Origin of the sequence: Shinella sp. S4-D37 (assembly GCF_040812195.1) — a bacterium.
In the GTDB taxonomy this organism is placed as follows: Bacteria; Pseudomonadota; Alphaproteobacteria; order Rhizobiales; family Rhizobiaceae; genus Shinella.
On record NZ_JBFNXL010000005.1, the window covers coordinates 3,520,489 to 3,539,294 of the forward strand.

Sequence of the window (18,806 nt, forward strand, 5' to 3'; positions counted from 1 at the left end):
GGTATATCATGTCCGAAGCCTATATCTGCGACTATGTCCGCACACCCATCGGCCGCTTCGGCGGCGCGCTCGCCTCCGTCCGCGCCGACGATCTCGGCGCTATCCCGCTGAAGGCGCTGATGGCGAGGAATGCCGGCATCGACTGGGAGGCGGTCGACGATGTCATCTATGGCTGCGCCAACCAGGCGGGCGAAGACAACCGCAATGTCGCGCGCATGTCCTCGCTGCTCGCAGGCCTGCCCGTCTCCGTCTCCGGCACGACGATCAACCGGCTCTGCGGCTCCGGCATGGATGCCGTCATCGCCGCCGCCCGGGCCATCAAGGCCGGCGAGGCGGAGTTGATCTTCGCCGGCGGCGTGGAGAGCATGAGCCGCGCGCCCTTCGTCATGCCCAAGGCGGAGACGGCCTTCTCGCGCAATGCCGAGATCTACGACACGACCATCGGCTGGCGCTTCGTCAACCCGCTGATGAAGACGCAGTTCGGCGTCGATTCCATGCCGGAGACCGGCGAGAACGTCGCTGAAGATTTTTCCATTTCCCGCGAAGATCAGGACGCCTTCGCCGTACGCTCGCAGGCGAAAGCCGCCGCCGCGCAGGCGAACAGGCGGCTGGCGAGGGAGATCACACCCGTCACCATCCCGCAGAGGAAGGGCGATGCCATCGTTGTCGAGAAGGACGAGCATCCCCGCGCGACAACCCTGGAAGCCCTTGCCAAGCTCGGGACGCCCTTCCGCAAGGAAGGCGGCACGGTGACGGCGGGCAACGCTTCCGGCGTCAATGACGGGGCGGCGGCGCTGATCGTCGCCTCGGAAGCGGCGGTGCGGAAATACGGCCTCACCCCCATCGCCCGCATCCTCGGCGGCGCCATGGCGGGCGTTCCCCCGCGCATCATGGGCATCGGCCCGGTCGCCGCCACCGAGCGACTGTGCGCCCGCCTCGGCCTGAAACCCGCCGATTTCGACGTGATCGAACTCAACGAGGCCTTCGCGTCGCAGGGCCTTGCGACGCTGCGCCAACTCGGCATCGCCGAAGACGCGGATCACGTCAATCCGAACGGCGGCGCCATCGCGCTCGGCCATCCCCTCGGCATGTCCGGCGCCCGCATCACCGGCACGGCGGCGCTGGAATTGCAGCTCACCGGCAAGACGCGCTCGCTCTCCACCATGTGCATTGGCGTCGGGCAGGGGATTGCCGTGGTGCTGGAGCGGGCTTGAGGCTGCGATAGCCCCTCACCCCAGCCCTCTCCCCGCAAGCGGGGAGAGGGAACGTGCCCCAAGCAACGAAACAACCGGGAAACCATCGCGGCATCCCCTTCTCCCCGGCGGGGAGAGCGACTGTCTTGTCTGTCAAGCGCTTTGCCATGGTTTTCCGTCCCGGATGATGGCGTTGAGGATGGTGAGAAGCTTGCGCATGGTCGCGACGATGGCGACGATCTTGGGCTTGCCGGCTTCAACGAGACGATCGCGGAAGGCCTTGAGGACCGGGTTACGACGGGCAGCGACCAGCGCTGCCATGAACAGCACAGCCCGCACCTTGCCGCGACCGCCACCGATGAAGCTCTTGCCGCGCCACTTGCCCGACTGCCGAGTGAACGGCGCCACCCCGGCCAATGCGGCGATCTGGCGCCGGTCGAGGCTACCGAGTTCCGGCAGTTCGGCCATCAGCGTGCGGGCCGTGGTTGGTCCTACACCCGGTACCGAGGTCAAAAGCGCCTCGCGCACCCGCCACAAGGGCGACTTGCGGATGCGTCCGTTGAGATCGCCGTCGAGGCTTGCGAGTTCACGTCGGAGCGCTGCAAGCAGCCGCTTGATGCTCTTCTGCGTTTCCTTGGCCTGGGCCGTCCGTGTCCGGTTTTCTTCCGCCGTGATCATCTGCACGATCTGGCGGCGCCGCGAAACGATGGCCGAGAAGGCCTCGCTCTCCTCATCGCGCAAGGGCCGGATCTCCGGTCTGGTTGCTGCGACGAAGGCTGCGATCACAGCGGCATCGATCGGATCTGTCTTGGCGCGTTTGCCAAGCGCATGGGCATAGGAACGCACCTGCGCCGGATTGACCACCACAACGGCAAAGCCGGCTGATGACAGGCTGGCAGCTGCCAGCATTTCGTAGCCACCGGTCGCTTCCAGCGCCACGATATCGGCTTTTGCGTCTCGCAGCCGGCGGATCAGGCCGTCCACGCCGGCATGGTCGTTGCCGACGAAAAAGCTCTCCCCGACTGGCTGCACATGCACATCCAACCGATCCTTGGAAACATCGATACCAACAATCACATCCATCTGATCCCATCCTTGCCTAAGCGGGCTTCGCACATGCGAGCGGCCCTGGCGACTGTTCGGGTTCGATGGAACGGCGGATGATGACCCAAGCTCTCCCACGGGCTTCAATGCCCAAAGGTGCTGCGGTCTCTCATCCGCCACCGCAACTGGCAATACACCGCCAATCGCAGCAGAAGGGAAGTTACAAAGGTGGCGGCAGCCGGATGAGGGGCTTTTTCACCAACGACAATTGACACGGCCCCCGCGCTTCTGCACCCATGCGGACCGAATTTCTCGCTTCGATGACGGGTCCCTCATGTCCAAGACCACCCGCGCCACCCAGGCCCTTGCCAAGGCCGGCGTTTCCTTCACCGTCCATACCTACGACTACGATCCGAATGCCGACCGCGTCGGCATCCAGGCCGCCGAGGCGCTGGGGGAGGATCCCGCCCGCGTGCTCAAGACGCTGATGGCGGAGGTGGACGGCAAGCCGGTCTGCGTTATCGTGCCCTCCGACCAGGAGGTCAGCATGAAGAAGCTGGCGAGCGCCTTCAAGGGCAAGTCGGCCAACATGATGAAGCCGGCGGATGCCGAGCGGCTGACCGGCTTCGTCGTCGGTGGCATCAGCCCCTTTGGCCAGAAGAAACAGGTGCTGACCGCCATCGAGGAGGCGGCACTGGCGCACGACCAGATCTATATGAACGGCGGGCAGCGCGGCCTGCAGGTGCGCCTTGCCCCGCGCGACGTGATGTCGGCGCTGAAGGCGATCGCCGCGCCCGTCATCGCCTGATTGCGCCTTCTCTTTCGGCCCCGGGCACACTAAGTTTCCCTTATCCGCGTAGAACAGACAGGCATGCCATGACCTATCCCGCCAATTCCGCCTCCCCCGTCGATCCGCAAAAGCTCGACAAGCTCGCCGAGGTCGCCGTGCGCGTCGGCCTTCAGCTCCAGAAGGGGCAGGATCTCGTGATGACGGCGCCCATCGCCGCCCTGCCGCTCGCCCGCCTCATCACCAAGCACGCCTACAAGGCCGGGGCCGGCCTCGTCAGCACCTTCTATGCCGACGAGGAGGCGACGCTCGCGCGCTACCACCATGCGCCGGACGAAAGCTTCGACCGGGCCAGCGACTGGCTCTACGAGGGCATGGCCAAGGCCTATGCCAATGGCGCCGCGCGCCTCGCCATTGCCGGCGACAACCCGATGCTGCTCTCCGGCGAGGACCCGGCCAGGGTCGCCCGCGCCAACAAGGCGAATTCCACGGCCTACAAGCCGGCGCTGGAGAAGATCGCCAATTTCGACATCAACTGGAACATCGTCTCCTATCCGAATCCGTCCTGGGCGAAGCAGGTGTTCCCGAACGATCCGGAAGAGGTGGCGGTCGAAAAGCTCGCCAACGCCATCTTCGCCGCCTCGCGCGTCGATGTCGCCGATCCCGTCGCCGCCTGGGCGGCGCACAATGCCGGCCTTGCCAAGCGCTCGGCCTGGCTGAACGGCGAGCGCTTTTCCGCGCTGCACTTCAAGGGGCCGGGCACGGACCTGACCGTGGGGCTCGCGGACGGCCACGAATGGCACGGCGGCGCGTCGACGGCCAAGAACGGCATCACCTGCAACCCGAACATCCCGACGGAAGAGGTCTTCACCACGCCGCATGCGCTGCGCGTCGAAGGCCATGTCTCCTCCACCAAGCCGCTCTCCCACCAGGGCACGCTGATCGACGACATCCAGGTGCGCTTCGAGGGCGGCCGGATCGTCGAGGCGAAGGCGTCGAAGGGCGAGGCGGTGCTGAGCAAGGTGCTGGATACCGACGAAGGCGCGCGCCGGCTCGGCGAAGTAGCCCTCGTGCCGCATTCCTCGCCGATCTCGGCGAGCGGCATCCTGTTCTACAACACGCTGTTCGACGAGAACGCCTCCTGCCACATCGCGCTCGGCCAGTGCTATTCGAAGTGCTTCCTCGACGGCGCGAGCCTGACGCCGGACCAGATCCGCGCGCAGGGCGGCAATGAGAGCCTCATCCATATCGACTGGATGATCGGCTCGGACAAGGTGGACATCGACGGCGTGCGCGCCGACGGCAGCCGCGCGCCCGTCATGCGCGCCGGCGAGTGGGCATGAGCCATCTCGGCGTGATCGGCGGCGGCGGTTGGCTGGCCGGGGCCCTGCTCCGGCCGGTGCTGGCCGATCGCCTCGTCATGCCGACCGATCTCGTGCTGTCCTCGCGCTCGGGCAATATTTCGGGTTTCGAGGCCTGGCCCGGCGTGCACATGACGACGGACAACGCGATCCTCGTCGATGCCTGCGACACCATCGTCCTGTCCGTGCGCCCCGGCGATCTCGACGCGATCGACATCGACCTGCGCGGGCGGCTCGTCATCTCCGTCATGGCGGGGGTGACGGCGGAGGAGATCGGCGACCGTTTCGGTGTCCGGCGCATCGTACGGGCGATGCCGAATGCCTGCGCCGAGCAGCGCCTCTCCTTCACGCCCTGGTTCGCGACGGATGACGTGCGCGAATCGGAAATGGACTTCGCCCGGCGCTTCTTCGCCGCCTCGGGACGTCCGCATTTCATCACCGACGAGCAGGAGCTCGACTATTTCACCGCGCTGACAGGCTCGGGCGCGGCCTTTCCGGCGCTGATGGCAGATGCGATGATCCGCCATGCGATCGAATCGGGCATCGGCCCGGAGACGGCGGTGCTTGCGGTGCGCCAGCTCTTCCTCGGCGCCGCCACGCAGATGGCGAGCGTCAGCGACACGCCGGCCGATATCGTGGAACTGTTCATGGAATATCACGGCACGACGGCGGCCGGCCTTTCCGCGATGATCGACGCCGACCTCGCCCATGCCGTCTTCACCGGGCTGACGGCGGCGCGCCGGCGGGCGCAGGACGGCGCGGACTGATCCGTCCGCCGGGCTTCAGAACAGCGAGCCCTGGCGGGGCGCCGGCTTCTCCTCTGCCTCGCCCTTCGCGGCTCTCTTGCGGGGCGGCGTGCTGCCGCCCGCCCCGGTGACGGCGTCCACCGTGCCGTCGGCGAATTCGATGGCGATGGCGCGGCCGGGGCCGAGACCGACGGCGCCTTTCACCGGCGCGCCTTCCTCGTCACGCACCAGCGCGTAGCCACGCTTCAGCACGTTGCGGTAGGAGAGCGATTGCAGCATGCGGTCCTGCGCCTGCAGGAGGGCCCGGCGGCGGGCGAGATCGCCGGCGAGCGCGCTTTCTGCCCGCAGCGCAAGGCCCGACAGTCGGTCGCGCGCCCGGCCAGTCTGCGCGGCGATGCGGGCGGGCGTTGCGCGCAGCGAGACGTCGAAGGCGGAAAGACGCGCGCGGAACTGGTCGAGCCGGCGCTCGACGATGCGCTCGGCGCGTTGCAGGCGCTCAGTGACGCGCTGGCGGCGCTCGGCGATGCGGGTGAGAAGCATGTCGGGCCGCAGATGCGCCGCCGTGCGCTCGAAGGCGCCGCGCTTGCCCGCCGTGTTCATCTGCAGGCCGCGGCCGAGGCCGGCCGCCGCCTCGTCGAACCGGCGGCGCGGCAGGGCGAGCAGTTGGTCGAGCGAGGGCAGCGCCCGGGCGAGCGCGCGAACGCCCTGCCGGCGGCTGTCCATCTGGCGCGCCGTGGCGCCGCGCAGGCGCGCGGCGAGCGAGGCGAGCTCCGCATCGAGATCGGCCTTCACCGGCACCGCCATTTCGGCGGCGCCCGTCGGCGTCGGGGCACGGCGGTCGGCGGCATGGTCGATCAGCGTCCAGTCCGTCTCGTGGCCGACGGCGGAAATGAGCGGGATCGTCGAGGCGGCCGCGGCACGCACGACGATCTCGTCGTTGAAGCTCCAGAGATCCTCCAGGCTGCCGCCGCCGCGCGCGACGATCAGCACGTCCGGCCTCGGCACCGGCCCGCCGGGCGCAAAGGCGTTGAAGCCCTCGATGGCCGCGGCGACCTCCTGGCCCGAGCCCTCGCCCTGTACCTTGACCGGCCAGACGACGACGTGGACCGGGAAGCGGTCGGCGATGCGGTGCAGGATATCGCGAATGACGGCGCCCGTCGGCGAGGTGACGACACCGATCACCTTCGGCAGGAACGGCAGCGGCCTCTTGCGTTCGGCATCGAAGAGGCCTTCGGCGGCGAGCTTGCGGCGACGTTCCTCGAGCAGCGCCATCAGCGCGCCCGCGCCGGCCGGCTCCAGCGCCTCGATGACGATCTGGTATTTCGAGGAGCCGGGGAAGGTGGTGATCTTGCCCGTCGCGATCACCTCCATGCCCTCTTCCGGCTTGAAGCGCAGGCGCGAGAAACTGCCCTTCCAGATCACCGCGTCGATGCGCGCGCGGTCGTCCTTCAGCGAGAAATAGGCGTGGCCGGAGGAATGCGGGCCGCGATAGCCGGAGACCTCGCCGCGCACGCGCACCTGGTCGAAGGCCTGCTCGACCGTGCGCTTGATGGAGCCGGAAAGCTCCGACACCGAATATTCGGCAAGATTGCTGGGCGAATCAGTCTCGGGAAAAAAGCTCATGCGGCAAAGTGTAGTGCGTTTGCCGGTAGATGACAGGGTGCCGCCGACGGCATCCCCAGCCCGTTCCGCGGTTTTCCCCGCGCTATTCCGGCTTCACCCGGTAGAGGCGCAGCACAGGCCCGCCCACCCCTTCGACCGGTTCCAGATAGGCCGGCACCTCGCCCTTCAGGAGGCCGGCATAGAGCCCTTCAGGCTCGGCATCGGCCAGAAGCCGCGTTTCGGCATTGCCCGGGCAAAAGGCGAGCAGCGTCACGCCGGCGCCGCGCAGGAACGCCTCGGCCTGGCGGGGCTCGGACAGGCCGATATGGAGCTGCGTCAGCATGCCGCCCTGGTTGCGATGATAGGGCGCCGAGAGCACCCGGTGGCCGCTGAAGCGCAGGATCGAGGTGCCGACGTCCGAAACGGCGGCCACCACGCCGACCGGCTCGCGGGCGAGCGGCGCGAGCACCGCTTCGTCGGTGCAGGCGGGCCGTTTCGCACCGCCGGCAAGCTCGGCGCGCAGCACATTGCCCGACGCGCCGGGAAGGAGGGCTCCGGCGATCGCCCAGGTGGCGGGCGTCGCGGCCAGCGTCAGGCCGGCAAAGGCAAGGCCCAGCTTCAGGTTCTTCGGCTCGGCATTGGCGGCCTTGCGCAGGCCGGCGATCATCCGGCCGAGCGGGATGGCGGCAAGCACATGGACGAAGATCGAGCCGCGGATCTGGATGAGCGAGACGGCGAGGGCGACGACGAGCAGCGCGAGCAGGATGAGATGCGCCTCGGCGGCCTCGCGGCGATAGGCGCTCCTGGCGCAGACGACGATGGCGAGGAGGCCCGTGGCATAGAAGCTGGCGATCGACGCGGGATCGATGCGGAACTGGGCAAGCGCCGACTGGGCCTCGATGACCATGTCGAGCCAGAAGGTCTTCAGCAGCGGATCGAGCGAGGCGAGCGGATTGGCGAGGCATCCGGGCGCGATCAGGAGCACCGCGGCGGCGACGATGCCGCCCGCGCCGGCAAGGGCAGCCAGCCGGCCACGGAACGACCAGGCGCTCGCCAGCGAAGCCGTGAGGAACAGCGTGCCGCCGCCGAGCGTCGCCAGCGCGTAGAAACCGTAGGAGAGGCTGTCGCAGGTCACCTGCGTGTAGCGGGACGGCGCGACGGTGGAAAAGAAGGCGACGGTCACCGTCAGGGCGAGCGCGAGGCCGAAGGCGGTGGCCGCATCGCGGAAGGCGCGGCCATGCCAGGCCCAGCGCAGGGCGACGACGAGGCAGACCGCGCCGATCAGCGGCGTCGTTTCCGCACCGATGGCGATGGCGAAGCCGGCAAGCACGCCGGCGACGGCATGGTCGCGCGGCTGCATGGCGGGGGCGAGCAGCATCGCCGCGATGCACGCGACCAGCGCGATCTGCACATTGTGGTGATCGATCGAGCCGGGCTGGAAGCGGTTCAGCGAGAGGATGAGGACGACGGTCAGGACCAGCGTCGCATGCATGGCCACGGTGCCGCCGAGCCGGTAGCCGGCGAGCCCCGTGCCGAAGAGCACCGGCACGACGAGGAACGACGGCCAAACGGCGAACGCCAGCGCCTCGGCCTGCCGCTGCCCGGTAAAGAGCGAGAAGACGCTGATCAGGTTGGCGATCGGCAGGTCGACGAAGCGCGACCAGTGCATGAGGGTGCCGCCGGCAAGGCCGAGGCGGTACTGCGTCGTGTCGAACCAGCCCTGCCCGGCCAGGAGGTCGCGCACCACGACAAGGCGCATCCTGTCGTCGTTGTCGGCGCCGACATAGTCGGTCGCGAAGGGTAGCGACAGGGCCAGCAGCAGCACGATCGCCAGGAGGCTGTAGAGGGCGAGCACGCGCCAGGTCATCCCGGAGAGCCCGGCAGGCGCCTCTCCGGTTGCAAGCGACAGCGTCGCAGGCAGGGTTTTCGACACGTTTCGCCCCTTCGTCCACCATTGGAAGCCAGCCGAAACCTAGCCTTAACCTTCTCAAGAAATAGTAAAACCGTGGGTCGCATGCGGGCCCCGTGCCGGGAGAACGCGCCGCCATGACGGAAAGCCTGATGGAAGACCTCGATATCGCCGTGCTGCTGCCCTGCTACAACGAGGCGCAGACGATCGGCGACGTCGTCCACGGCTTTCGCGCCGCACTGCCTTCGGCCCGCATCTATGTCTACGACAACAATTCCACCGATTCGACCGCGCTGCGCGCGGCGCTGGCCGGCGCGACCGTCGTGCGCGAGCGCCGCCAGGGCAAGGGCAACGTGGTGCGCCGGATGTTCTCCGACATCGAGGCCGATATCTACATCATGGCCGACGGCGACGGCACCTATGCCGCATCCGACGCGGCCGAACTGATCCGCACGCTGGTCACCGAAGGCGCCGACATGGTCGTCGGCACGCGCCGCGGCGTGACTGCCGACGCCGGCCGGCAGGGCCACGCCTTCGGCAACCGCATCTTCAACATCCTGTTCCGCTCGCTGTTCGGCAACGATTTCTCCGACATCTTCTCCGGCTACCGCGCCTTCTCGCGCCGGTTTGCCAAGAGCTTCCCGGCCGTTTCCGGCGGTTTCGAGATCGAGACGGAAATGTCGGTGCATGCCTCGCGGCTGCGCATGCCGATCGCCGAACTGGAACTCGACTACGGCCGCCGGCCGGAGGGTTCGCATTCCAAGCTCTCCACCTTCAAGGACGGCGCGAGGATCCTCTGGATGTTCGCCATGCTGATGAAGGAGACGCGGCCCTTCGTGTTCTTCGGCGCGATCAGCAGCCTCTTCATGGCGGCGAGCCTGACCTTCATGGCGCCGGTTCTGGCGGCCTATTTCCGCACCGGCCTCGTCGAGCGCATGCCAACCTGGGTCTTCTCGCTCGCGCTGATGATGATCTCGTTCCTCGTCTTCTCCGCCGGCCTCATCCTCGATTCCCTGGCGCGTGCCAGAGCCGAGCAACTGCGCATCCACTACATGAACCAGTCCGCCGGCCATACCGGCTACCGGCACCGCACGCGCCGGGCGGAAGGGTCGGCGGTGCGCTCGCACGCCGCGTGAAGCGCCTGCTGTTCTTCGCGGTCGCCGGCGGCGCCGGCTTCCTCGTCGATGCCGGCGTGCTCGCGCTGCTCCTCCATATGACCGCGCTCGGCCCGCTCGTCGCGCGGATCGGCGCCATTACGGCGGCCATGCTCTTCACCTTCTGGCTGAACCGCACCTTCACCTTCGGCCGCAGCGACCGCAGCCTTGCGGCGGAGGGCGCGCGCTACGGCGGCGTCGGGATCAGCGCCGCGCTCCTCAACTACGCGGTCTATTCGGCGATCGTCCTCGCCTTTCCCGGCTTCCCTCCGGTCTTCGCGCTCGCCATCGCCTCCGCCGCCGCGATGGCCTGGTCCTTCCTCGGCTATTCCCGCTTCGTCTTCGGCGCCTCCCCGCCCTCGAAATGAGCGCGCGTCCCGGCATCAACCGGGAAGAAGCTCTCGATCAGTACGCCCTGCACCAGCGCGTCCTGCGCCGAGCCGAAGGAGGTGAGCGTGGTGATCCAGTTGAAATGCTTTGCGCCGACCTTCATCTCGATCGGCAGGATCGGCAGTCGGTCCGTTTCCGGAAAGGCCTCCAGCGCGGCCTGGATGTCCGCGGCCGCGGCCAGCCGCTCGATGCGTTTCGAAAGCGGGCTGCGCGGCCCCTGCAGCCAGGCCTCGGCGCGGATGCGGTGCACGAGGTCGGCGGCCGACTGCGCCCAGTTGACGACGATGGAACGCAGCGGCGTCGGGCCGAGATAGGCATCGAGGAAATTGTCGCCCGGCGAGACGGCGATGCCCGCCATGCCGGCGAGATCGAGAAAGGCCTGGTTGGCGGTGAGCACGTTGTATTCATGGTCGAACACGACGCCGGGATAGGGGTCGTGGCGGGCGAGGATGAGGCCGATCGCCTCCGCCACGGCCGGCGGAAAGGCGGCAAGGCTGGCGGCCGGCGCCGTCGCGAAGCGCGGGCGGAAGCCGGCGGCGGAGAACAGCATGCCCTGGTCGCGCGCGGGGATGTCGAGCACGGCGGAGAGGCGAAGGATCATGCCCTCCGAGGGACGCGAGCGGCCGGTCTCCAGGAAGGAGAGATGGCGGGCGGAAATGCCGGCCTCGCTTGCCAGCTCCAATTGGCTCATGCGCCGGTGGCCGCGCCATTCCTTCAGATGCTCGCCGAACTCCATGCCGTCCTCCTCTTCGTCGCCCCCACTAAACAGGAGGCCCGGCATGATTTCCATTACCTCCAAGGTAATTGGTTTACGTCACCGGCCCCGGCAGGATCGTCCCATCGAAACCGAAAGGAGCCCACGATGCTTTCTGCCCTCAACCGCAACCTCATGAAGTCCGTCATGCTCGCCGACGGCGTCTTCTCGCTCGCCGCCGCCGCCCTGCTCTTCGGCCTGTCGGGTCCGATCGGCACCCTGGTCGGTCCGCTTGCGACACCGGCCATCCTCAACGGCTTCGCGGCCTTCTTCGCCCTCTGGGGCGCCTTCCACCTCGCCGTCGGCCGGCAGGAACGGCCCTCGCCCGCCGCCGTCCGTTTCGCCATTGCGGGCGATGCGGCCTGGATCGTCGGCAGCATCGCCGTCCTCGTCTTCGCCGGCAACGGGCTGACGGTCACCGGCATGGGCCTTATCGCGCTTGCCGCCGTGGTCGTCGCCGATGTGCTGCTTCTCAAGCGGATCGGCCTCGGCCGCCAGCGGCGCGCCGCGCTCGCCTGAGCGCGCCGGCCCCAGCGCCTCCTGCGCCCCCGCCGGGCGCGGGGACGCCTGCCGTTTTCAATGCCGCCAACTACCCCGTGCGAGAGATTTCCCTTCCCTGGAAAATGCACTACCGTCGCGTCCGAATGACAATGGGGAGCCCTTCATGCGCGTTATCTTTTCCGAGGACCACAAGCTCAGAAACGCTCGCACCGAGCTTTACGGCGGCGAGCTTGTGCCGCCCTTCGAGGCGCCGTTCCGGGCGGAGTGGATTCTCGCCGCGGTCAAGGATGCCGGCTTCACCGACGTCTCGGCGCCGGAACGCCACGGGCTGGAAACCGCGCTGAAGGTGCACGATGCCGGCTACCTTGCCTTCCTGGAGGGCGCCTGGGAGAAATGGCAGGCGGCCGGCTACAAGGGCGAGGCCATCGCCACCTCGTTCCCCGTGCGCCGCACCTCGCCGCGCATCCCGACCCAGATCGACGGCCTCATCGGCTACTATTGCAACGCCACGGAAACGGCGATCACGCCCGGCACCTGGGAGGCGGCCGTCTCCTCCATGCAGAGCGCGGTGACGGCGGCCGACATCGTCGCGGGCGGCGCGAAGGCAGCCTTCGCACTCTGCCGGCCGCCGGGTCACCATGCCGGCATCGACAGTTTCGGCGGCTACTGCTTCATCAACAACGCCGCCGTCGCCGCCCAGCGCTTGCTCGACAAGGGCGCGAGGAAGGTCGCCGTGCTCGACGTCGACTTCCACCACGGCAACGGCACGCAGGACATTTTCTACGAGCGGGGCGACGTCTATTTCGCCTCACTGCACGGCGATCCGGCCGAAGCCTTCCCGCATTTCCTCGGCTATGCGGAAGAGACCGGCAAGGGCGCCGGCGAAGGCACGACGCAGAACTATCCGATGCCACCGGGCACGCCCTATTCCGTCTGGGAAGCCGCGCTCCACGATGCCCTGAAGCGCATCGCCGCCTTCGGCGCCGAGGCGATCGTGCTCTCGCTCGGCGTCGACACGTTCGAGAAGGACCCTATCTCCTTCTTCAAGCTGACCTCGCCGGACTATATCACGATGGGGCGGGCGGTCGCGGCAAGCGGCGTGCCGGTGCTCGTCGTCATGGAAGGCGGCTACGGCGTGCCGGAAATCGGCCCAAACGTCGCCAACACGCTGAAGGGTATTAGCGACTGAGACCGGCATCAATTTTCCTGAAGCAAGGCGTCACGATTATCCATTTGCCGCGTGACGCCCCCTCCTCTAGGACGAAGTGCCGGGAGGGGGTTTCATGGCCGAACAACAGACAGCGACGGGCGGCGGACTTTCGGGCTCGGGCAATGCGGGGCTCCTCACGGGCATCCTGCTGTGCTTCGGCTCGATGTCGAGCATCCAGTTCGGCTCGGCTTTCTCGGCGACCGCGATCGATGCCTATGGCCCCTCGACCACGACATTCCTGCGCCTCGTCATGGCGGCGGCGATCCTCGCCCTGATCGTTCGTCCGCCGATACGCTCCTACGGCCGCGATCAGTGGAAGAGCGCCATGCTGCTCGGCGCCACAATGGCGGCAATGACACTCTGCTTCTTCGCGGCGATCCACCGCATCCCGCTCGGCCTTGCCGTCGCCATCGAATTCCTCGGACCGCTGGCGGTCGCCACCTGGTCGCTTGGCACGGGCTGGCGGTTGATCTGGCCTGGCGCGGCCTTTGTCGGCGTCGTGCTGCTGTCGCATGACGGCGCGGGCTGGGTCGGCGATCCCGTGGGCATGCTGTTTGCCTGCGGTGCCGGCGCCGGCTGGGGCACCTACATCATCCTCATGAAGAAGACCGGCGCAGCGTTCAAGGGGCTCGAAGGGCTCTCCATGTCGCTGGTCTTCGCGGCAATCGTCGCGACCCCATTCGGCCTGCCGCGCGCCGCCGAGGTGCTGAACCCGGAAGGGCTCGGCACGATGCTCGGCCTTGCGCTCCTCGTGCCGCTCATTCCCTACGCCCTGGAGATGATCGCGCTGCGCCGCATGCCGACGGCGGCCTTCGGTATCTTGATGAGCATCGAGCCGGCCCTCGGCGCGCTTGCCGGTTTCCTCGTGCTCAGCCAGCCGATGACGCCCCTGCAGATGCTCGGCACGGGCCTCGTGGTCGCCGCGAGCGCCGGCGTCACCTCCGGCGGCAGCAGCGAAGCCTGAAGCAGAAGCGTGGCCCCTTTCATGTTCCTGCCGCAATCGGTAGGTTGAAGCAGAATCATCGAAGTCTCGGGGATGCCTGCATGTACAAGAAATGCGCTGTCGTCGCGGTTGCCGCGCTCTATCTTTCCGCCTGCACGACCACCGACCCCTATACGGGCGAGCAGAAGGTTTCCAACACGGCCGGCGGTGCGGCGATCGGCGCGGGCGTCGGCGCGGTGGCCGGCCTGCTGATCGGCAACAACCCGGTGCAGCGCCGCAATGCCGCGCTGATCGGCGCCGGCGTCGGCGCGCTGGCCGGCGGCGCCATCGGCAACTACATGGACAACCAAGAAGCCGAGCTGCGCGCCCAGCTCCAGGGCACCGGCGTTTCCGTGACCCGCGTGGGCGACCGCATCGTGCTCAACATGCCGTCGAACGTCACCTTCGCCACCGACCAGGACCAGGTGATCCCGCCGTTCTATCCGACGCTCGATTCGGTGGCGATCGTGCTGCGCAAGTTCGACAAGACGCTGATCGACGTCGACGGCCATACCGATTCGGTCGGCAATGCCGGCTACAACATGGATCTGTCCAACCGCCGCGCCAATTCGGTCGCCAATTATCTCGCCGGGCGCGGCGTCGACCCGCGCCGCATGTCGGCGATGGGCTACGGCCTGGAGCGCCCGATCGCCTCCAACGCCTCGGAAATGGGCCGCGCGCAGAACCGCCGCGTCGAGATCGCGATCTCGCCGCTCAAGCAGGGCTGATCCGTCAGAGGGTCGTGCGCGGGGCCGTCACGGCCCTTCGCGGCTCGGCGCCCATTCCAGCCGCTTGTAGTCGAACCCGTATTCCAGGGTCGGCTTGACGATCTCGAAATAGGGCGAGAGGTCGAAGTCGCGCGGCGTATAGAGCGAATGATGGCGGATATGCAGGATCTCCTCGCGCGAATAGCTCGAGGTCGCCGCCGCACGGCCGGGCGCACGCGTGATCTCCGGCAGGATCGGATAGCGGATCGTCTCGAAGGCTTCCGCAATCAGCGTCGAGCAGATCGCCCGCGTCGGATCGCCTGAACCGAAGGCGATCAGCCGGCGGCGCCAGCGCACCGGCACGGGCGGCGTGGGCATGAAATAGCGCAGCATGTCGGTGATGTTCTTCAGGTCGTATTTCAGCCCGAGGCGCGAGACCATGAAGGCGACGAGCGCATCGCGATCCTCCGGCGTCAGCCCGACCGGCCGGCAGATGCGCGTGTTGTAGGTGCGGTACTTGGCCAGCGGCACCGCGACGCAGCCCTCGCCGAGATTGACCTCGATGAGCTGCGGCCGCTCGATGGCGGGCAGCGTTGCCTGGTCCAGCGTCAGCGGCACCTCGTCGCCGACGAAGAGCGCGGCATGCGACCAGGTCGATTGCGTCAGGTACTTGATCGCCGCCGAGACCTTCTGGTTGCCTTCCACGAGCAGGATATCGCCCGCCCGCAACGTGCGCGCCAGCGTTTCCGGGTCGGAGGGCGTGTAGGGCTCGTAGCCGGAGGTCTGGCTTTGCAGCTTGTCGGCGAAACGGCGGCCGAGGCGATCGAGCAGCGTGTCGCGGCTAGCGGTAAGCGGCTTCAGTCCGGCTGTCACGTCACCTCCTTCGCGGTCTCGGCTCCGGCCACTCTAGCGCCACCGGCGACAATCTGTCGAGCTTGACCGGAACGGGCTTCCTCCTATATTTAGAATTATTCTAAACTGGACACTCACCGATGTTCTCCCGCCTTTTCCGCCCCGGCAAACGCAGCCTGGAATCCTTGAGCGAACAGGAAATCCTTGCCCTCGCCATCTCCTCGGAAGAGGACGACGGGCGCATCTATCTGGCCTATGCGGATGCGCTGCGCGAGGCCTACCCGCATTCCGCCCGCATCTTCGAGGACATGGCGGAGGAGGAGAGCCATCACCGCCAGATGCTGATCGACCGCCATGTGGCGCGCTTCGGCGACCGCATCCCGCTGGTGCGGCGCGAATATGTGCGCGATTTCCCGGAGCGCAAGCCGGACTGGCTCATCGGCAACATGCATATCGGGGCGATCCGCGCCCAGGCCGAGGCGATGGAGGAGGCGGCGCACCGCTTCTATCTGGCCGCCGCCGCGCGCACGAAGGACGCGGCGACGCGAAAACTGCTCGGTGATCTGGCGCTGGCGGAGAAATCGCACGAGTCCCTTGCCCGCCGGCTCGGCGAGCAGCACACGCCCGCCGACGTGAAGGTCGAGGAGGACCAGACGGCGCGGCGGCAATTCGTGCTGACCTATGTGCAGCCGGGCCTTGCCGGTCTGATGGACGGCTCGGTCTCGACGCTCGCGCCGATCTTCGCCGCCGCCTTCGCCACGCAGGATACCTGGCAGACGTTTCTGGTCGGCCTTTCCGCCTCGGTTGGCGCGGGCATCTCCATGGGCTTCACGGAGGCCGCCCATGACGACGGCAAGCTCTCCGGCCGCGGCTCGCCGGTCAAGCGGGGCCTTGCCTCCGGCATCATGACGGCGCTGGGCGGCCTCGGCCATGCCCTGCCCTATCTCATCCCGAATTTCTTCCTGGCGACGATGATCGCCATCCTCGTCGTCTTCGTCGAACTGTGGGCGATCGCCTTCATCCAGAACCGCTTCATGGAAACGCCGTTCTTCCGCGCCGTGCTGCAGGTGGTGCTCGGCGGCAGCCTGGTGCTGGCCGCAGGCGTCTTGATCGGCAATGCGTGAGGATTGAAGGCAGCGGCAGCCGGATGAGGGGCTGCCGCGCCTGCCGACTATGCCCGCAGCGTGCCGCCGGTGGTCTTCACCACATTGCCGACGATCTTCGCCGTCAACGCCTCGAAATCCTCGTCCGTCAGCGTCTTGTCGGTCGGCTGGAAGACGACTTCGATGGCGATCGACTTCTTGCCTTCGCCGAGCGAAGCGCCCTCGAAGACGTCGAAGACGTTGACGGCGGCGATCAGCTTGCGGTCGGCGCCCGTCGCCGCGCGCACGATGGCGCCGGCTTCCACCGTCTTGTCGACGACGAAGGCGAAGTCGCGCCTGACGGCCTGGAAGGGCGAAAGGTCGAGCGCCGGCTTGGTGCGGGTCGCCTTCTTCTTCGGCTCCGGCATGGCATCGATGAAGATCTCGAAGCCGCAAAGGGCGCCCGATACGTCGAGCGCGCCGAGCGCCTTCGGGTGGAACTCGCCGAACGTGCCGAGCACGATCTTCGGGCCCATCTTGATCGTGCCGGAGCGGCCGGGGTGATACCAGCCGGGTGCGCCGGGCTCGATCTGCACATTGCCCATCGGCAGGCCGCAGGCCTCGATCACGGCGAGCGCATCGGCCTTCGCGTCATAGACGTCGACCGGCTTGCCGCCGCCCTTGGCGGCATTCGACCAGAGGCGGCCGGAACCGGAAAGCGACGCCGTGCCGCGGCGCACGCCGCCGGCGACGCGGCGCTGCCCTTCGGGCCGGTCGTTCTCATAGGTGCCGGAGACCTCGAAGAGCGCGACGTCACTATGCCCCTTGTCGGCATTGCGCTGCGCGGCGGCGATGAGGCCCGGCAGCAGCGAGGGGCGCATGTCCGACATGTCCGACGCGATCGGGTTGGAAAGCGCCAGCGAGGCCGCGCCGCCGCCGAAGAGTTCGGCATGGGCCTTCGGGATGAAGGACCAGGTGACGGCTTCCAGCATGCCGCGCGAGGCAAGCGCCCGCTTGGCAAGGCGCGAGCGGATCTGCAGCGTGGTCAGGATGCGGCCGTTGACCGCGCCGTGGCTTTCGAGCGGCGCCGGCTTGATATTGTCGACGCCGTGGATGCGCATGACCTCTTCCACGAGATCCGCCTTGCCCTCGACGTCGGGACGCCAGGAGGGCACCGCGACGGAGACGCGCTCGCCCGCACCTGTGACGGTGAAGCCGAGGCGCGTCAGGATGTCCACGCTCTCTTCCGGGGAGACGTCAAGGCCCGTCAGGCGCTTGACCTCGGAGAAGGGGAAATCGACGACCTTGGCCTCATAGCCCTTGTAGCCGACGACATCCGTCTTGGCGGCCACGCCGCCGCAGAGTTCCAGCACCAGCTCGGTGGCGCGTTCCAGGCCGGGCACCATATATTGCGGGTCGACGCCGCGCTCGAAGCGGTAGCGCGCATCGGTGATGATGCCGTGCCCGCGGCCGGACTTGGCGATGTTCATCGGGTCCCAGAGCGCCGATTCGATCAGCACGTCGACGGTGGTCTCGTCGCAGCCCGAATGTTCGCCGCCCATGATGCCGCCGATCGATTCGACGCCGTTCCCGTCGGCGATGACGACATTGGAGGAGTTCAGCGTGTATTCGCGCGTGTCGAGCGCCAGCACCGTCTCACCCTCGGCCGCGCGGCGCACGACGAGGTCGCCCTTCACCTTGGCCGCGTCGAAGACGTGCAGCGGGCGGCCCTGGTCGAAGGTCATGTAGTTGGTGATGTCGACCAGCGCGTTGATCGGGCGAAGGCCGATGGCGAGAAGCCGCTGCTGCATCCAGCGCGGGCTCGGGCCGTTCCTGACGCCGCGCACGAGGCGGAGCGCGAAGCCCGGGCACAGGTGATCGTCGCCGCCGAGTTCCAGCTTCACCTTGACCGGCGTCTCGCCCTCGACCTTGAAGGACGGCGCCTTCGGGGCCTTGAGCGTGCCGAGGCCGGAGGCGGCGAGATCGCGGGCGATGCCGAAAATGCTCGTGCAGTCCGGGCGGTTCGGCGTCAGGTTGATCTCGATGACCGGATCGTCAAGGCCGGCATAGGCGGCATAGCTCTGGCCGACCGGCGCATCGGCCGGCAGGTCGATGATGCCGTCATGGTTGTCGGAGATTTCCAGCTCCTTCTCCGAGCACATCATGCCGCGGCTCTCGACGCCACGGATGGTGCCGACGGCAAGCGTCACGTCGATGCCGGGCACATAGGTGCCGGGCGCCGCGAAGGCGCCGACGAGGCCGGCACGCGCATTCGGCGCGCCGCAGACGACCTGGATCGGGTCGCCCTTGCCGGTATCGACCATCAGCACGCGCAGCTTGTCGGCATTCGGATGCTGTTCGGCAGAGACGACCTTGGCGATGACAAAGGGCCTGAAGGCCGCCTTGTCGTCGACGTCTTCCACTTCGAGGCCGATCGCCGTCAGCTTCGCGCAGATCTCTTCGAGCGTGGCGTCGGTATCGAGATGGTCCTTCAGCCAGGAGAGGGTGAATTTCATGATCTTTCTCCTTGGA

The 18,806-nt window shown here is 67.7% G+C and carries 17 protein-coding genes; 11 read left to right on the forward strand and 6 right to left on the reverse strand.

What is annotated here, in order from left to right; translation table 11 throughout:
• The first annotated feature begins 8 nt into the window (after positions 1–8).
• Positions 9–1,214, forward strand: a complete 1,206-nt coding sequence (gene pcaF / locus AB3G45_RS24760) for a 3-oxoadipyl-CoA thiolase (RefSeq protein WP_367833058.1) — start codon at positions 9–11, stop codon at positions 1,212–1,214.
• Between the two features lie 132 nt (positions 1,215–1,346).
• On the opposite strand, the gene AB3G45_RS24765 is transcribed toward pcaF, so the two are convergent.
• Complete coding sequence (locus AB3G45_RS24765; protein WP_367833608.1) at positions 1,347–2,276, reverse strand: IS110 family transposase; 930 nt, start codon at positions 2,274–2,276, stop codon at positions 1,347–1,349.
• Between the two features lie 295 nt (positions 2,277–2,571).
• Between AB3G45_RS24765 and ybaK the strand changes: the two genes are divergently transcribed.
• The 3 genes from ybaK (at position 2,572) to AB3G45_RS24780 (ending at position 5,152) form a co-directional block, all read left to right on the forward strand.
• Complete coding sequence (ybaK, locus tag AB3G45_RS24770) at positions 2,572–3,045, forward strand: Cys-tRNA(Pro) deacylase (protein ID WP_367833059.1); 474 nt, start codon at positions 2,572–2,574, stop codon at positions 3,043–3,045.
• A 68-nt stretch (positions 3,046–3,113) separates the two neighbouring features.
• The gene (locus tag AB3G45_RS24775; protein WP_367833060.1) at positions 3,114–4,367 is read left to right on the forward strand and encodes an aminopeptidase; all 1,254 of its coding nucleotides are present in this window, start codon (positions 3,114–3,116) and stop codon (positions 4,365–4,367) included.
• The gene (locus AB3G45_RS24780) at positions 4,364–5,152 is read left to right on the forward strand and encodes a pyrroline-5-carboxylate reductase family protein (RefSeq protein WP_367833061.1); all 789 of its coding nucleotides are present in this window, start codon (positions 4,364–4,366) and stop codon (positions 5,150–5,152) included. Before AB3G45_RS24775 ends, AB3G45_RS24780 begins: the two co-directional genes overlap by 4 nt.
• Positions 5,153–5,167: 15 nt before the next feature.
• On the opposite strand, the gene xseA is transcribed toward AB3G45_RS24780, so the two are convergent.
• Together xseA and AB3G45_RS24790 are read right to left on the reverse strand one after the other, a co-directional pair.
• Positions 5,168–6,754, reverse strand: coding sequence for an exodeoxyribonuclease VII large subunit (gene xseA / locus AB3G45_RS24785; RefSeq protein ID WP_367833062.1), 1,587 nt, complete (start codon positions 6,752–6,754; stop codon positions 5,168–5,170).
• 82 nt (positions 6,755–6,836) lie between these two features.
• On the reverse strand, positions 6,837–8,666 hold the full coding sequence (locus AB3G45_RS24790) for a hypothetical protein (RefSeq protein WP_367833063.1): 1,830 nt from the start codon (positions 8,664–8,666) through the stop codon (positions 6,837–6,839).
• Between the two features lie 113 nt (positions 8,667–8,779).
• On the opposite strand from AB3G45_RS24790, the gene AB3G45_RS24795 reads away from it, so the two are divergent.
• Together AB3G45_RS24795 and AB3G45_RS24800 are read left to right on the forward strand one after the other, a co-directional pair.
• Positions 8,780–9,778, forward strand: coding sequence for a glycosyltransferase (locus tag AB3G45_RS24795; protein WP_367833064.1), 999 nt, complete (start codon positions 8,780–8,782; stop codon positions 9,776–9,778).
• On the forward strand, positions 9,775–10,164 hold the full coding sequence (locus AB3G45_RS24800) for a GtrA family protein (protein ID WP_367833065.1): 390 nt from the start codon (positions 9,775–9,777) through the stop codon (positions 10,162–10,164). Before AB3G45_RS24795 ends, AB3G45_RS24800 begins: the two co-directional genes overlap by 4 nt.
• Here AB3G45_RS24800 and AB3G45_RS24805 read toward each other — a convergent pair.
• On the reverse strand, positions 10,122–10,922 hold the full coding sequence (locus AB3G45_RS24805; protein ID WP_367833667.1) for a helix-turn-helix domain-containing protein: 801 nt from the start codon (positions 10,920–10,922) through the stop codon (positions 10,122–10,124). The two genes, AB3G45_RS24800 and AB3G45_RS24805, sit on opposite strands and share 43 nt — an antisense overlap.
• A gap of 126 nt (positions 10,923–11,048) precedes the next feature.
• Between AB3G45_RS24805 and AB3G45_RS24810 the strand changes: the two genes are divergently transcribed.
• The 4 genes from AB3G45_RS24810 (at position 11,049) to AB3G45_RS24825 (ending at position 14,361) form a co-directional block, all read left to right on the forward strand.
• A complete protein-coding gene (locus AB3G45_RS24810; RefSeq protein ID WP_367833066.1) occupies positions 11,049–11,459 on the forward strand; it encodes a hypothetical protein in 411 nt (136 codons plus the stop codon).
• Between the two features lie 145 nt (positions 11,460–11,604).
• Positions 11,605–12,630: a histone deacetylase family protein gene (locus tag AB3G45_RS24815; protein ID WP_367833067.1), complete on the forward strand. Its 1,026-nt coding sequence runs from the start codon at positions 11,605–11,607 to the stop codon at positions 12,628–12,630.
• A gap of 94 nt (positions 12,631–12,724) precedes the next feature.
• Positions 12,725–13,615 carry a DMT family transporter gene (locus AB3G45_RS24820; protein WP_367833068.1) on the forward strand — a complete coding sequence of 297 codons (891 nt, stop codon included), beginning with the start codon at positions 12,725–12,727 and terminating at the stop codon, positions 13,613–13,615.
• 80 nt (positions 13,616–13,695) lie between these two features.
• A complete protein-coding gene (locus AB3G45_RS24825; RefSeq protein WP_367833069.1) occupies positions 13,696–14,361 on the forward strand; it encodes an OmpA family protein in 666 nt (221 codons plus the stop codon).
• Between the two features lie 27 nt (positions 14,362–14,388).
• Here AB3G45_RS24825 and AB3G45_RS24830 read toward each other — a convergent pair whose 3' ends face one another.
• Positions 14,389–15,213 carry a lipo-like protein gene (locus tag AB3G45_RS24830; RefSeq protein WP_367833070.1) on the reverse strand — a complete coding sequence of 275 codons (825 nt, stop codon included), beginning with the start codon at positions 15,211–15,213 and terminating at the stop codon, positions 14,389–14,391.
• Positions 15,214–15,332: 119 nt separating this feature from the next.
• Here AB3G45_RS24830 and mbfA point away from each other — a divergent pair, with 119 nt between their 5' ends.
• Positions 15,333–16,316, forward strand: coding sequence for an iron exporter MbfA (mbfA, locus tag AB3G45_RS24835; RefSeq protein ID WP_367833071.1), 984 nt, complete (start codon positions 15,333–15,335; stop codon positions 16,314–16,316).
• A gap of 47 nt (positions 16,317–16,363) precedes the next feature.
• Here the strand turns inward: mbfA and pheT are convergent, their stop codons facing one another.
• Positions 16,364–18,790: a phenylalanine--tRNA ligase subunit beta gene (pheT, locus tag AB3G45_RS24840; protein ID WP_367833072.1), complete on the reverse strand. Its 2,427-nt coding sequence runs from the start codon at positions 18,788–18,790 to the stop codon at positions 16,364–16,366.
• Positions 18,791–18,806: the final 16 nt, after the last annotated feature.

Bases quoted from the DNA above. Each gene is read 5' to 3' on its own strand.
- AB3G45_RS24810 (WP_367833066.1), top strand. From the start codon at position 11,049: ATGCTTTCTGCCCTCAACCGCAACCTCATGAAGTCCGTCATGCTCGCC.
- AB3G45_RS24820 (WP_367833068.1), top strand. From the start codon at position 12,725: ATGGCCGAACAACAGACAGCGACGGGCGGCGGACTTTCGGGCTCGGGC.
- AB3G45_RS24815 (WP_367833067.1), top strand. From the start codon at position 11,605: ATGCGCGTTATCTTTTCCGAGGACCACAAGCTCAGAAACGCTCGCACC.
- mbfA (WP_367833071.1), top strand. From the start codon at position 15,333: ATGTTCTCCCGCCTTTTCCGCCCCGGCAAACGCAGCCTGGAATCCTTG.
- AB3G45_RS24780 (WP_367833061.1), top strand. From the start codon at position 4,364: ATGAGCCATCTCGGCGTGATCGGCGGCGGCGGTTGGCTGGCCGGGGCC.
- pheT (WP_367833072.1), bottom strand. From the start codon at position 18,790: ATGAAATTCACCCTCTCCTGGCTGAAGGACCATCTCGATACCGACGCC.
- xseA (WP_367833062.1), bottom strand. From the start codon at position 6,754: ATGAGCTTTTTTCCCGAGACTGATTCGCCCAGCAATCTTGCCGAATAT.
- AB3G45_RS24795 (WP_367833064.1), top strand. From the start codon at position 8,780: ATGACGGAAAGCCTGATGGAAGACCTCGATATCGCCGTGCTGCTGCCC.
- AB3G45_RS24765 (WP_367833608.1), bottom strand. From the start codon at position 2,276: ATGGATGTGATTGTTGGTATCGATGTTTCCAAGGATCGGTTGGATGTG.
- AB3G45_RS24805 (WP_367833667.1), bottom strand. From the start codon at position 10,922: ATGGAGTTCGGCGAGCATCTGAAGGAATGGCGCGGCCACCGGCGCATG.
- ybaK (WP_367833059.1), top strand. From the start codon at position 2,572: ATGTCCAAGACCACCCGCGCCACCCAGGCCCTTGCCAAGGCCGGCGTT.
- AB3G45_RS24825 (WP_367833069.1), top strand. From the start codon at position 13,696: ATGTACAAGAAATGCGCTGTCGTCGCGGTTGCCGCGCTCTATCTTTCC.
- AB3G45_RS24775 (WP_367833060.1), top strand. From the start codon at position 3,114: ATGACCTATCCCGCCAATTCCGCCTCCCCCGTCGATCCGCAAAAGCTC.
- pcaF (WP_367833058.1), top strand. From the start codon at position 9: ATGTCCGAAGCCTATATCTGCGACTATGTCCGCACACCCATCGGCCGC.